This window comes from Streptomyces sp. NPDC007983, from assembly GCF_042958345.1.
In the GTDB taxonomy this organism is placed as follows: Bacteria; Actinomycetota; Actinomycetes; order Streptomycetales; family Streptomycetaceae; genus Streptomyces.
Window position 1 is genome coordinate 339,298 of sequence record NZ_JBIBJI010000009.1, and the last position, 14,650, is coordinate 353,947.

The window sequence follows — 14,650 nt, forward strand, 5'->3', positions numbered from 1 at the left end:
CGACGGTAGCGGCCGACGCGCCCCGTTTCGGCTGTTTCGCCCGAGCCCCGCGAAGTTCGGTCGGGAGGCGGCAACCTTTCCGGCCAGGGCGACGACTAGGGGGCGTTCACTTCCCCCCATGCCTTGGAGGCCCCGTGCGTATCCGGGACAGATCGCAGCCCCCGCCAGGTCATCCGCCCAGACACGCCGCGCGCGTGCCGCTCGGCCGCCCGCGGACGCTGGCCGCGGCGCTCGCGGTGGGCGCGCTGACCGTCACCGGTCTGGCGAGCGTCTCGGGAGCCGCCGAGACGGACAACGAGACCGGTAAGGGGGCCAGGGCGAAGGCCGCGGCCGCCCAGCTGGAGAAGCTGGACCGGGGCCTGGTCAGCGTCCGCTCGGGCAGCGACAACCTGGTCAGCTGGCGCTGGCTCGCGACCGACCCGTCCAACGTCGCCTTCAACGTCTACCGCGGGTCCACGAAGGTCAACGCGTCCCCGATCACGGGTTCGACCAACTACCTGGACAAGGGCGCGGCGGCCACGGAGACGTACACCGTGCGCGCCGTGGTGAACGGCGCGGAGCAGGCCGCCTCCCCCGCCGCCCTCCAGTTCCGCTCGGGCTATCTCGATGTCCCGATCTCGCCCCCGGCCGCCGGGTCCGACTACACGTACGAGGCCAACGACGCCTCCGTGGGCGACCTGGACGGCGACGGCGACCTCGACCTCGTCCTCAAGTGGCAGCCGACGAACGCGAAGGACAACTCGCAGTCCGGCGTCACGGGCAACACGATCGTGGACGGCTACACCCTCCAGGGCAAGCGGCTGTGGCGCATCGACCTGGGCCGTAACATCCGCTCCGGCGCGCACTACACCCAGTTCCAGGTGTACGACTACGACGGCGACGGCCGGGCCGAGGTCGCGATGAAGACCGCGGACGGCACGGTCGACGGCACGGGCAAGACGATCGGCAGCGCGTCCGCCGACTACCGCAACTCCAGCGGCTACGTGCTCAGCGGCCCCGAGTTCCTGACGATGTTCAACGGGAGCACCGGCGCCGCGATGTCCACCGTGGACTACGTCCCGGCGCGCGGCACGGTCTCCTCATGGGGCGACTCGTACGGCAACCGGGTGGACCGCTTCCTGGCCGGGACGGCGTATCTGAACGGCTCCACGCCCTCCCTGATCGCGGCGCGCGGCTACTACACCCGCACCGTCATCGCCGCCTGGGACTTCAAGGGCGGCCAGCTGACCCGCAAGTGGACGTTCGACACCAACAGCTCCACCAACAGCGGCAAGGGCTACGACGGGCAGGGCAACCACGCGCTGGCGATCGGTGATGTCGACGGCGACGGCAAGGACGAGATCGTCTACGGCTCGATGGCCGTGGACGACAACGGCTCCGGGCTGTGGACGACGAAGAACGGCCACGGCGACGCGGCCCACTTGGGCGACCTCGACCCGTCCCGGCCGGGCCTGGAGTACTTCAAGGTGGACGAGGACTCCTCCAAGCCGTCCTCGTACCTGGCCGACGCCAGGACCGGCCAGGTGCTCTGGACGACCCCGGCGGGCGGCGACAACGGGCGCGGGGTGGCCGGTGACATCTGGGCGGGCAACGACGGCGCCGAGATGTGGTCCGCGAAGGACGACCAGATCCGCTCGGCCTCCGGTGCCGCCAAGGGCCGCAAGCCGTCGTCCATGAACTTCCTGTCCTGGTGGGACGGCGACCCGGTGCGCGAGCTGCTGGACGGTACGCACATCGACAAGTACGGCACGTCGGGCGAGACCCGGCAGCTCACCGGCTCCGGGGTGCACTCCAACAACGGCACCAAGGCCAACCCGTCGCTGTCCGGCGACATCCTCGGCGACTGGCGCGAGGAGGTGATCTGGCCGACCAGCGACAACAAGGCGCTGCGGATCTACTCCACGCCGTACGAGACCGACCGGCGGATCACGACGCTGCTGCACGACCGGCAGTACCGGGAGGCGCTGGCCTGGCAGAACACCGCCTACAACCAGCCGCCGCACCCCAGCTTCTTCATCGGCAACAAGATGGCCACCCCTCCGCGGCCGTCCATCACCACCCCCTGAGCCACCCCCTGATCACCATCCCTCGCACCACCTCGGAAAACCCCCTTCCGCACAAGGAGCTGTGACATGGCTGAACCACGCACGAGGCGGCGGGCGATCGGCGGCGCCCTCGGCGCCATCGCCCTGACCGCGGGCGCGATCACCACCGGGCTGTCGCTGTCGGCCGCGTCGGCCGCCACCTGGCCCTCGCCCAGCGGCACCCCGCAGGCGGTCACCAAGACGATCCCCGTCAGCGGGACCACCGACGGCGGCATGAAGCGCTACTACGGTTCCGGCGACCTCGGCACGGGCGGCCAGGACGAGGACCAGGGCCCGCTGTTCGAGCTGGCCGACGGCGCGACCCTCAAGAACGTCATCATCGGCTCCCCGGCCGCCGACGGCGTCCACTGCAAGGGCAGCTGCACGCTGCAGAACGTCTGGTGGGAGGACGTCGGCGAGGACGCCGCCACCTTCCGCGGCACCGGCAAGACGTACAACGTCATCGGGGGCGGCGCCCGCAAGGCATCGGACAAGATCTTCCAGTTCAACGGCGGCGGCACGCTCAACATCTCCAACTTCGCCGGCCAGGACTTCTCGACCTTCGTCCGCTCCTGCGGCAACTGTTCCAGCCAGTACAAGCGCACGATCAACGTGAGCAACACCGAGATCACCGCGCCGGGCAAGGTCATCGGCGGGATCAACACCAACTACGGGGACTCGCTGACCCTGCGCAAGGTCACGATCGTCGGGGACAGCAGCAAGAAGATCGTCCCGTGCCAGAAGTACATCGGGAACAACACCGGCAAGGAGCCGACGAAGAACGGCAGCAACGCCGACGGCACGTACTGCAAGTACAGCAGCTCCGACATCACCTACAAGTAGCCAGCGCGCGCAGGTGAGGTCCGCCGCCCGGTCCGTGATTTTTTCGCGGGCCGGGCGGCAACGTCTTCCGGACCGGCGGCGACTTCAGGGCGTACATCATCCCCCCACTCCCCCCACGGAATGGATACCCATGGCACGGCAGCACCACAGACCGCGTCCCACCCGCAAGCGCGCCCTGATCGGCGGCCTCGGCGCCGCCGCCCTCACCATCGGCGCGATCACGGCCGGGACGATGCTCTCCTCCGCCTCGGCGTCCGCCGAGTGGCCCACCCCCGGTGACGACAAGCCGGTCAGCGAGACGCAGAAGATCTCCGGGGTCGTCGACGGCAAGATGCTGCGCTACGTCGGCGAGGGCGAACTCGGCGACGGCGGCCAGGACGAGGGCCAGCCCGCGATGTTCGAGCTGGCCGACGGCGCCACCCTGAAGAACGTCGTCATCGGCTCCCCCGCCGCCGACGGCATCCACTGCGAGGGCAGTTGCACCCTGCAGAACGTCTGGTGGGAGGACGTCGGCGAGGACGCCGCCACCTTCCTGGGCGGCGCCGACGCCACGTACACCGTCAAGGGCGGCGGCGCGCGCAAGGCCGACGACAAGGTCTTCCAGCACAACGGCGGCGGCACGCTCACCATCCGCGACTTCGCCGTGCAGGACTTCGGCAAGCTCTACCGCTCGTGCGGCAACTGCTCCAAGCAGCAGAAGCGCGCGGTCGTGGTGGACGGCGTGGAGGTGACCGCTCCGGGCAAGTCCCTCGTCGGCGTCAACGAGAACTTCGGGGACACCGCGAAGCTCAGCAACATCACGATCATCGGCGACACCAAGAAGAAGATCGACCCCTGCGTCCGCTTCAAGGGCAACGACACCGGTGAGGAGCCCGAGGAGACCGGCTCCGGCCCGGACGCCAAGACCTGCCTCTACAAGGAGTCCGACATCACCTACAAGTAGGCGCGTCCGCGGGCGTCGAACGGTTCACCGCGCGCCGCGCCCGCCCCCTCCCCGGGGGCGGGCGCGGCGCGCCGGTTCCGCCCCCTGATGCGCACTTGCCGGGGCCCCCTCCCCACGAGACCCTGGCGCCTCCGCATCGGGGAGGGCCGGGGAGGGATCGTCCATGGCGCACAGGAGGAGCACCAGGAGGAGCAGAGGCCGCCGCCGGACGGCCGGGGCGCTGGCCGCCGCCGCGGTGGTGCTGGGCGCGGGCGGGGCGCTGCCCGCCCAGGCCGCGGGCGCGGCGGCGCGCCACACCTACATCGTGACGCTGCAACGGGGAGCGGGGGCGCCGTCGGCGTCGTCCGCGCGGGGCAAGGGCATCGTGGAGAAGTACGGGGCGAGGGTGCGCCGTACGTACAGCAGCGCGCTGAACGGCTTCGCCGTGCGGGCGGACGGGGCGCAGGCGAGGCGGCTCGCGGCGGACCCGGGCGTCGCCTCGGTCACCCGCGACGCCGAGGTGTCGCTGCGCGCCACCACCACCGCCGGCACCACCGCCACCCAGGCGTATCCGCCGTCGTGGGGTCTGGACCGGGTCGACCAGCCCACCGGGGCGCTGGACGGGTCGTATACGGCACCGGCCGACGGCGGGCGCGGGACGACGATCTACGTCATCGACTCCGGAGTGCGCACCAGCCACCGGGACTTCGGCGGCCGGGCCCGCTCCGGCTGGGACTTCGTGGACGACGACCCGGTCGCGCAGGACGGCGACGGCCACGGCACCCATGTGGCCGCGACCGCCGCCGGCACGCAGTACGGGGTGGCGAAGCGGGCGGACATCGTCGCCGTACGGGTGCTGGACGACCGGGGCGAGGGCACCAGCGCCGAGGTGCTGGCCGGTCTGGACTGGGTGCTGAAGCACGCCCGGAAGCCGGCGGTGGTCAACCTGAGCCTGGGGGCGGCGGTCGCGGGGCCGGTCCCGGAGTGGGACGCGGGCGTACGGGCCGGGATACGCGCCGGTCTCACCTTCACGGTCGCGGCGGGCAACGCGGACCGGCCGGCGGGCTCGTTCTCGCCGGGCCGGGTGGAGCAGGCGATCACGGTGGGCGCGACGGACCGGGCCGACCGCCGCTCGCCGTTCTCCAACTGGGGCCCGGCCGTTGACCTGTTCGCGCCCGGCGACCGGATCGTCTCGGCGTCCAACGCGAGCGATACGGCGGCCGCGACGCTGTCGGGGACGTCGATGGCGGCGCCCCACGTCGCGGGCGCGGCGGCGCTCTACCTCGCCGCCCACCCCGCGGCGACCCCGGCCCGGGTGAGCGCGGCGCTCATGGCCGAGTCGACCAAGGGCGCGGTACGGAACGCCGGGCGCGGTTCGCCGAACCGCCTGCTGCGCGTCGGAGACTGACAGGACATCTGACAACCACAGATTGCGGTCATATCATCGGTCCCGCACGGATACGCGCGGGACCGAACCATGCACCCCGCGTTACGAACGGGTAGTTAACGGGAACCCGGATTGTCTCCCGGCATCCGGTGGGAAGGCTTCCCGAACGCGCCCCCATGGCCGACCTCATCCGCCCACCAGAGTGAACGCGGACAGGAGCTGTCATGCCCGCAACCCATCGCCCGGCGGTAAAGCCTATACAAAGGACAGAAGCCGCCGCCGACCATCAAGCGCCCTCTGCTCATCAGCCCGCAACGCCGTCAGGTGATCCTATGATCGGTCGTATTCCCCTTCTGGATATCCGTCCGCTGATCGACTGCGGCCGCCGCCCCGCCAAGGCGGTCGTGGGCGAGACCTTCGAGGTCAGCGCCACCGTGTTCCGGGAGGGCCACGACGCGGTCAGCGCCAATGTCGTCCTCCGCGACCCGGCCGGACGGTCGGGGCCCTGGACCCCCCTGCGCGAACTCGCCCCCGGCACCGACCGCTGGGGCGCCGAGGTCACCCCCACCTCGCCCGGCCGCTGGTCGTACACGGTCGAGGCGTGGAGCGACCCCGTCGCCACCTGGCGCCATCACGCCCGGATCAAGATCCCGGCCGGGATCGACACCGATCTGGTGCTGGAGGAAGGCGCCCGGCTGCACGAGAGAGCCGCGGCCGGAGTGCCCAAGAACGACGGCCGGGAGGCGGTGCTGGGCGCCGTCGACGCGCTGCGCGACGAGCGCCGCCCGGTCGCCGACCGGCTCGCCGCCGCCCTCGCCCCCGACGTCACCGCCGCCCTCGACCGCCATCCACTGCGCGAACTGGTCACCGCATCGCGCCCGATGCCGCTCCAGGTCGAGCGGGAGCGCGCGCTGTTCGGCTCCTGGTACGAGCTGTTCCCGCGCTCCGAGGGCGCCAAGGTGGGGGAGGGCCGGCGGCCGGTCAGCGGGACGCTGCGCACCGCCGCCGAGCGGCTGCCCGCCGTCGCCGCCGCCGGGTTCGACGTCGTCTATCTGCCGCCCATCCACCCCATCGGCACCGCCTACCGCAAGGGTCCCAACAACACCCTCTCCGCGGGCCCCTTCGACGTCGGCTCCCCCTGGGCGATCGGCTCACCGGACGGCGGCCACGACGCGATCCACCCCGACCTCGGCACCCTGGACGACTTCGACCACTTCGTGGCCCGGGCGCGCGAGCTGCGCATGGAGGTGGCGCTCGACTTCGCGCTCCAGTGCTCCCCCGACCACCCCTGGGTCACCGAGCACCCCGAGTGGTTCCACCGGCGCGCGGACGGGACGATCGCGTACGCCGAGAACCCGCCCAAGAAGTACCAGGACATCTACCCCATCGCCTTCGACGCCGACTTCCCCGGCCTCGTCCGCGAGACCGAGCGGCTGCTGCGGTTCTGGATGTCCCACGGCGTACGGATCTTCCGGGTCGACAATCCGCACACCAAGCCCGTGGTCTTCTGGGAGAAGGTGATCGGGGACATCAACCGCACCGACCCCGACGTCATCTTCCTCGCCGAGGCGTTCACCCGGCCCGCGATGATGAACACGCTCGGCATGATCGGCTTCCAGCAGTCGTACACGTACTTCACCTGGCGCAACGGCAAGCAGGAGCTGACCGACTACCTCACCGAGCTGTCCGGGGACGCGGCCGCCTGGATGCGGCCCAACTTCTTCGTCAACACCCCCGACATCCTCCACGCCTACCTCCAGGACGGCGGCCGCCCGGCCTTCGCGGTACGGGCCGTCCTCGCCGCCACCCTCTCCCCCACCTGGGGTGTCTACGCGGGCTACGAACTGTGCGAGAGCACCCCGCTGCGCGCCGGCAGCGAGGAGTACCTGGACTCGGAGAAGTACCAGCTGCGCCCGCGCGACTGGGCGGCCGCGGAGCGTTCGGACACGACGCTCACCCCGCTCCTCACCCGGCTCAACCGGCTGCGCCGGCGGCACCCCGCCCTGCGCCGGCTGCGCAACCTGCGATTCCACCACGCCGACAACGACTCCGTCATCGTCTACTCCAAGCGCACGGGCGACTCGTGCGTGCTCACCGTCGTCAACCTGGACCCCCACCACACCCAGGAGGCGACGGTCTCGTTGAACATGCCGGAACTCGGCCTCGACTGGCACGAGTCCGTCCCGGTGCGCGACGAGCTCACCGGCGAGACCTATCACTGGGGCAGGGACAACTACGTGCGCCTGGAGCCGGGGCGTGACATGGCTCCCGCGCACGTGCTCTCCCTGCGACCGTCCTCACCGATCGGAGGGTCACCCACAACATGATCGTCAACGAGCCCGTTCCGGACAAGTTCGAAGACACCCCGGCCAAGGACCGTGACCCCGACTGGTTCAAACGCGCCGTCTTCTACGAGGTCCTGGTGCGCTCCTTCCAGGACAGCAACGGCGACGGCATCGGCGACCTCAAGGGACTCACGGCCAAACTCGACTACCTCCAGTGGCTCGGCGTCGACTGCCTCTGGCTGCCGCCCTTCTTCGCCTCCCCGCTGCGCGACGGCGGCTACGACGTCTCGGACTACACGGCCGTGCTGCCGGAGTTCGGGGATCTCGCCGACTTCGTCGAGTTCGTGGACGCCGCGCACCAGCGCGGCATGCGCGTCATCATCGATTTTGTCATGAACCACACCAGTGATCAGCATCCGTGGTTCCAGGAGTCCCGCAGCGATCCGGACGGACCGTACGGCGACTACTACGTCTGGGCCGACGACGACAAGCAGTACCAGGACGCCCGCATCATCTTCGTCGACACCGAGACGTCCAACTGGACCTTTGATCCAGTACGCAAGCAGTACTACTGGCACCGCTTCTTCTCGCATCAGCCGGACCTCAACTTCGAGAACCCGGCCGTCCAGGAAGAGGTACTAGCTGCCCTGCGCTTCTGGCTGGACCTCGGCATCGACGGATTCCGGCTCGACGCCGTGCCGTATCTGTACGCGGAGGAGGGCACCAACTGCGAGAACCTCCCCCGCACCCATGAACTCCTCAAGCGGGTCCGCGCCGAGATCGACGCCCACTACCCCGACACCGTGCTGCTGGCCGAGGCCAACCAGTGGCCGGAGGACGTCGTCGACTACTTCGGCGACTACGAGGCGGGCGGCGACGAATGCCACATGGCCTTCCACTTCCCGGTCATGCCGCGCATCTTCATGGCGGTGCGCCGCGAATCCCGCTACCCGGTCTCGGAAATCCTCGCCAAGACCCCCGCGATCCCGTCCGGCTGCCAGTGGGGCATCTTCCTGCGCAACCACGACGAGCTGACGCTGGAGATGGTCACCGACGAAGAGCGCGACTACATGTACGCGGAGTACGCCAAGGATCCGCGGATGCGCGCCAACATCGGCATCCGGCGCAGGCTCGCCCCCCTGCTGGACAACGACCGCAACCAGATCGAGCTGTTCACCGCGCTGCTGCTGTCGCTGCCCGGCTCGCCGATCCTGTACTACGGCGACGAGATCGGCATGGGCGACAACATCTGGCTCGGCGACCGCGACGCCGTGCGCACCCCCATGCAGTGGACCCCCGACCGCAACGCGGGCTTCTCCTCCTGCGACCCGGGGCGGCTCTTCCTGCCCACGATCATGGACCCGGTCTACGGCTACCAGGTGGCCAACGTCGAGGCGTCCATGAGCAGCCCCTCGTCGCTGCTCCACTGGACCCGTCGGATGATCGAGATCCGCAAGCAGAACCCCGCCTTCGGACTGGGCTCCTTCACCGAGCTGCCATCCTCCAACCCCGCCGTCCTCGCCTTCCTGCGCGAGGCCCCGCGGACCCGGGACGGGGAGGACGACCTGGTGCTGTGCGTGCACAACTTCTCGCGCTTCGCCCAGCCGACCGAACTGGACCTCCAGTCCTTCGCGGGCCGCCACCCGGTCGAGCTGATCGGCGGCGTCCGCTTCCCCGCGATCGGGGAGCTGCCGTACCTGCTCACCATGGCGGGGCACGGCTTCTACTGGTTCCGCCTGCGCCAAGCCGACCCAACCCCCCACCGCCCCCCGCTGTAACCGGCGCCGGTGCGCTGTCCCCCACCCCGCCCCTACCCGACCCCGGGGCCCGCCCCGGACCCCGCTCTGCGGACCGCGCCCCCGGTTCGGAACACGGCCGGGCCGCGGCCCCGCCGCCCGCGGGCCCAGCACCGATCCCCGGGACCGGGCGAGCGTCCGGGGCTGCGCCCGGAGCGGGGCGAGGCGAGGGCCCGGGCAGAGCCCCAGCCCGTTCCTCGAGGCGAAGCCTCAAGCCGGGGTGCGGAACCAAGGCCAAGCCGGTGCCCCGGGCGCAGCCCCGAGGCGGGCCCCGGGGCGGCCCCGATGGAGGGACCCGGGGCGGAACCCCGAGACCGGGGCCCGGGCGGAACCCCAAGGCCGGGGCCCGCGGCGCAGCCCCAAGGCCGGAGCCGGGGCGGAACCCCGGGCGCAGCCCCGAGGGGATGGCGGGGCGGAGCCCCAAGCCCGGGCCCCGAGGCGCAACCTCAACCCGAGGGCCAGGGCCAAGCCCGGGCCGGGGGCCGGGGCGCGGCCCCGAGGCGGGGGCCCGGGCGCAGCCCCGAGGCGGGACCCGGACCGGCGCCCCGAAGCCGGGTCCCGGACCGGCGCCCCGGGCGCAGCCCCGAGGAGATGGCGGGGCGGAGCCCCAAGCCCGGGCCCCGAGGCACAACCTCAACCCGAGGGCCAGGGCCAAGCCCGGGCCGGGGGCCAGGGCCAAGCCCGGGCCGGGGCCCCGGGCGCAGCCCCGAGGCCGGGGCCCGGGCGCAGCTCCGGGCAGGGGGCCGGGGCGCAGCCCCGAGGCGGGGTGCGGGGCGCAGCCCCGAGGCGGGGTGCGGGGCGCAGCCCCGAGGCGGGGTGCGGGGCGCAGCCCCGAGGCGGGGTGCGGGGCGCAGCCCCGAGGCCGGGGCCGGGGCGCAGCCCCAAGGCCGGGGGCCGGGGCGCAGCCCCAAGGCCGGGGGCCGGGGCGCAGCCCCAAGGCCGGGGGCCGGGGCGCAGCCCCAAGGCCGGGGGCCGGGGCGGGGCCCTGGTTCGGGGAGGGGCGGGGTGGGGAAAAGGCGCCCTCTCTGTCCGGCTGGGGCGTTTTCGTCATGGCTTCATGGGCACTCTGACTACGTACCGCCACCGGCGGAGCCGATCGCGTACTCCGTACTCGCCGTACGGACGATCCTCGCCCGACACGTCCCGCACCGTCGCACAGTCAACGCCGCAATCCGGGACACTTTGCCCTGATCTGTCGTGTGCCCGGGGAAAGGACGCGACGCCATGCCGGAAGCTTCATTCTCCCGGGGGGCACACCACCCGCCGACCGTCGCACCGTCAGCCGACCCTCCGTCACCCGCCGCCACGGGCCCGGCCGGGCTGCTCGGGTCGCTCGCGCCGCTGCTCGCCGAGTGGCTCCCCCGGCAGCGCTGGTTCGCGGGCAAGGGCCGCCCCGTCACCGGCTTCACCCTCGTCTCGGCGACCGAGATACTGCCCTGCCCGCCGGGCGGCGCCGCCCCCGGGTTACTCCATCTGCTCATCCGCGCCCAGCAGCCGGAACCGCCCGGCCACCGGCACGGCTTCGGCTGCGGCCACCGCCGTGGCGCGGCCGCCAGCGACTGCTACCAGATGCTGCTCGGCGTCCGCTCGGCCCTGCCGCCCTCGCTCGCCCCCGCGCTCATCGGGCACCCCAGCGGCGGGCCGCTGGACGGCCGCACCGTGTACGAGGCGCTGGCCGACCCCCGGCTCGCCTCGCTGCTGCTGGAGCGGCTGCGGGTCCCCGGCCGCCTGGGCCCGCTGCGCTTCGTACGGGAGCCCTCCAGCTCGATCCCGTCCGTCCTGCCGCCCCGGCTGATGACGGCCGAGCAGTCCAACTCCTCGGTGGTGTACGGCGATACGTTCATCCTCAAGCTCTTCCGGCGGGTCAGCCCCGGCACCAACCCCGACCTCGAACTCCCCCTCGCCCTCGCCCGCACCGGCTGCACCCGGGTGCCCGCCCCCGCGGCCTGGTTCGAGGCGGCCCCGCCGCCGGAGGGCCCCGGCCCGCGCCCGGAGCCGTTCACCCTCGGCGTCCTCCAGCCCTACCTCGCCGGGTCCACCGACGGCTGGCAGCTGGCCCTCGACGCCCTGTCCGTACAGGCCAACTTCGCCGACGCCGCGCACGCCCTCGGCCAGGCGACGGCCGAGGTGCACCTCGCGATGGCCCGTACGCTCCCCGCCTCCGTACTGCGCCGCCCGCAGATCGAACACCTGGCGGCCGCCATGAGCGAACGCCTCGACTCGGCCGCCGCCGCGGTGCCCGCGCTCCAGCCCTACCGGGCCGCGCTGCACGCCGCGTACGAGGACGTCGCCGCCCTCGGCCGCGCCGGGCGCACCTGGGCTGCCCAGCGCATCCACGGCGATCTGCACCTGGGGCAGGCCCTGCTGACGGCGGAACGGCAGTGGTCGCTGATCGACTTCGAGGGCGAGCCGTCCCGCCCGCTGGCCGAGCGCCGCCGCCCGCAGCCACCGGTCCGCGACATCGCCGGAATGCTCCGCTCCTTCGACTACGCGGCGGCCGTGGGCGGCCCTCACACCCCGCAGGACTGGGCCGGGCGCATGCGTGCCGCCTACTGCGCGGGGTACGCGGAGGCCTCCGGTTCGGATCCGCGCGACGAGCCGGAGCTGCTGCGCGCCCATGAGACCGACAAGGCGGTGTACGAGGTCCTCTACGAGGCCCGCCACCGCCCCGACTGGCTGCCGGTCCCGATGACCGCGATCCGCCGGCTGGCCGCCGCCGTCCACTGAGACCGGACACCTCCGACACACCTCCGACACCCCCCGGGAGGACCACCCCGTGACCGCACGACCGCCGTCCAGCCAGCACCCGTCCGACGAGGGCCCGGGCCGGGGCCCGGCGGTCCCGCCCACGTTCCGCTCCGGCCCCACGACCCGCCCGGCCGCCGCCCCGGACGTCGAGGCCGGGCTGCGGGAGGACGCGTCCCCGCGCCGGGACCCCGCCTCGCCGGAGTCCGCGGGCATCAAGCCCACCTCGCGGCCGTCGTACGGCGCGCCGCCCGAGCCGCGGGCGCCTCGGGCGGCAGCGGCGGCGGACGCCCCGGAGGACGGACCCGGCACGCAACGACCGACCGCGCCGCAGACCGCGCCGTACGACGACCACGGGGTGCGGGCCGCGCCCGCGCTCGGGGGCGAGGACCGGCAGCGGCTGCTCACCGGTTCGCATCACGACCCGCACGGGCTGCTCGGCGCGCACCCGGTGCGCGGCGGGGTGCTGTTCCGGGCGCTGCGCCCGTACGCGCGGGCCGTCACCGTCGTCGCCGCCGGGCTGCGGGCGCGGCTGCGCGCGGAGGGGGACGGGCTGTTCTCGGGGGTGCTGCCGCTGACGTCCGTACCCGACTATCAGCTGCTCGTGACGTACGACGACGCCGAGGTCCGGGTCCACGACCCGTACCGCTTCCTGCCCGCCCTCGGCGAACTCGATCTGCACCTCATCGGCGAGGGCCGCCACGAGGAGCTGTGGCGGGCGCTCGGCGCGCGGCCGATGACGCACCACGGGGTGACCGGGACGCGGTTCACCGTGTGGGCGCCGAACGCGCGGGGCGTCCGGGTCACCGGGGACTTCTGCCACTGGGACGGCACCGGCCTCCCGATGCGCTCGCTCGGCTCCAGCGGCGTATGGGAGCTGTTCGTGCCGGGGGTCGGCGAGGGCGCGCTGTACAAGTTCGAGATCACCCGGCCCGACGGCAGCCGCACGCTGCGCGCGGACCCGATGGCACGGCGCACCGAGTGCCCGCCCGCGACGGCCTCGGTCGTGCACGCCTCGCACCACCGCTGGGGCGACGGCGACTGGATGGCGCGGCGGGACGGCGGGCGGGTGCACGAGCTGCCGTTCTCGGTGTACGAGCTGCACCTGGCGTCGTGGCGGCCCGGGCTGACGTACCGGCAGCTGGCCGAGCAGCTGCCCGCGTACGTGAAGGATCTCGGGTTCACCCATGTCGAGCTGATGCCGGTGGCCGAGCATCCCTTCGGCGGCTCCTGGGGCTACCAGGTGACCGGCTTCTACGCGCCCACGGCCCGCCTCGGCACGCCCGACGACTTCAAGTACCTGGTCGACGCGCTGCACCGGGCGGGGATCGGGGTGCTGGTGGACTGGGTGCCCGCGCACTTCCCCCGGGACGCGTGGGCGCTGGCGGAGTTCGACGGCCGGCCGCTGTACGAGCCGTCCGACCCGCTGCGGGCCGCGCACCCGGACTGGGGGACCCTCGAGTTCGACTACGGGCGCACGGAGGTCCGTAACTTCCTGGTGGCGAACGCGGTCTACTGGTGCGAGGAGTTCCACATCGACGGTCTGCGCGTCGACGCCGTCGCGTCCATGCTCTACCTCGACTACTCCCGCGAACCCGGCCAGTGGACGCCCAACGCGCACGGCGGCCGGGAGAACCTGGACGCGGTGGCGTTCCTCCAGGAGATGAACGCGACGGTCTACCGCCGCTGCCCGGGCGTCGTGACCATCGCCGAGGAGTCCACCGCCTGGGACGGCGTCACCCGGGCCACCCACCATGTGGGGGCGAGCGGCTTCGGCGGCCTCGGCTTCGGGCTGAAGTGGAACATGGGGTGGATGCACGATTCGCTGGGCTACCTGGCGCATGAGCCGGTGCACCGGAAGTACCACCACCATGAGATGACCTTCTCGATGGTGTACGCGTACAGCGAGAACTACGTCCTCCCCATCTCGCACGACGAGGTGGTGCACGGCAAGCGGGCGCTGGTGAGCAAGATGCCGGGCGACTGGTGGCAGCAGCGCGCGACCCACCGTGCGTACCTCGGCTTCATGTGGGCGCATCCGGGCAAGCAACTCCTCTTCATGGGGCAGGAGTTCGCGCAGGGCGCGGAGTGGTCGGAGCGGCACGGCCCCGACTGGTGGCTGCTGGACCCCTCGTACTCCGCCGAACCCGACCACCGCGGGGTGCGCGATCTGGTCCGCGACCTCAACCAGGTGTACGCGGCGACGCCGCCGCTGTGGCAGCGGGACACGGTGCCGGAGGGGTTCGCGTGGGTGGAGGGGGACGGATACGAGGACAACGTGTTCGCCTTCCTCCGCTTCGACGCGGACGGCTCCCCGCTGCTGGCCGTCAGCAACTTCTCGCCGGTGGTGCGGCAGGCGTACCGGGTGGGCGTGCCGGACACGGTCCCGCTGTGGCGGGAGGTACTGAACACCGACGACGAGCGGTACGGCGGAAGCGGCGTCCTCAATCCGGAACCGCTGAAGGCCGAGCCGACCGCCGCCCACGGCCGCCCGGCCAGCCTGCTGCCGACCCTCCCGCCGCTGGCCACGATCTGGCTGCGCCCGGCCTGAGACCCGCGCGAACCGGGGTTCGTTCAAAAGGTTGACG

At 72.6% G+C, this 14,650-nt stretch carries 8 protein-coding genes; all 8 read left to right on the forward strand.

What is annotated here, in order from left to right:
• The first annotated feature begins 194 nt into the window (after positions 1-194).
• The 8 genes from ACFZCY_RS28110 to glgB all read left to right on the forward strand — a co-directional run bounded on the left by ACFZCY_RS28110 (position 195) and on the right by glgB (position 14,613).
• Positions 195-2,066, forward strand: coding sequence for a rhamnogalacturonan lyase (locus ACFZCY_RS28110; RefSeq protein ID WP_391179072.1), 1,872 nt, complete (start codon positions 195-197; stop codon positions 2,064-2,066).
• A gap of 66 nt (positions 2,067-2,132) precedes the next feature.
• Complete coding sequence (locus ACFZCY_RS28115) at positions 2,133-2,927, forward strand: pectate lyase (RefSeq protein WP_391179074.1); 795 nt, start codon at positions 2,133-2,135, stop codon at positions 2,925-2,927.
• 130 nt (positions 2,928-3,057) lie between these two features.
• The gene (locus ACFZCY_RS28120) at positions 3,058-3,870 is read left to right on the forward strand and encodes a pectate lyase (RefSeq protein ID WP_391179077.1); all 813 of its coding nucleotides are present in this window, start codon (positions 3,058-3,060) and stop codon (positions 3,868-3,870) included.
• Between the two features lie 163 nt (positions 3,871-4,033).
• A complete protein-coding gene (locus tag ACFZCY_RS28125) occupies positions 4,034-5,257 on the forward strand; it encodes a S8 family serine peptidase (RefSeq protein WP_391179080.1) in 1,224 nt (407 codons plus the stop codon).
• A 311-nt stretch (positions 5,258-5,568) separates the two neighbouring features.
• Positions 5,569-7,563: a maltotransferase domain-containing protein gene (locus ACFZCY_RS28130; protein WP_391179083.1), complete on the forward strand. Its 1,995-nt coding sequence runs from the start codon at positions 5,569-5,571 to the stop codon at positions 7,561-7,563.
• Positions 7,560-9,299, forward strand: coding sequence for a maltose alpha-D-glucosyltransferase (gene treS, locus ACFZCY_RS28135; protein ID WP_391179085.1), 1,740 nt, complete (start codon positions 7,560-7,562; stop codon positions 9,297-9,299). The genes ACFZCY_RS28130 and treS overlap by 4 nt, the downstream gene beginning before the upstream one ends.
• Positions 9,300-10,541: 1,242 nt before the next feature.
• Complete coding sequence (locus tag ACFZCY_RS28140; RefSeq protein WP_391179088.1) at positions 10,542-12,044, forward strand: maltokinase; 1,503 nt, start codon at positions 10,542-10,544, stop codon at positions 12,042-12,044.
• Between the two features lie 376 nt (positions 12,045-12,420).
• The gene (gene glgB, locus ACFZCY_RS28145) at positions 12,421-14,613 is read left to right on the forward strand and encodes a 1,4-alpha-glucan branching enzyme (RefSeq protein WP_391179303.1); all 2,193 of its coding nucleotides are present in this window, start codon (positions 12,421-12,423) and stop codon (positions 14,611-14,613) included.
• Positions 14,614-14,650 lie beyond the last annotated feature (37 nt).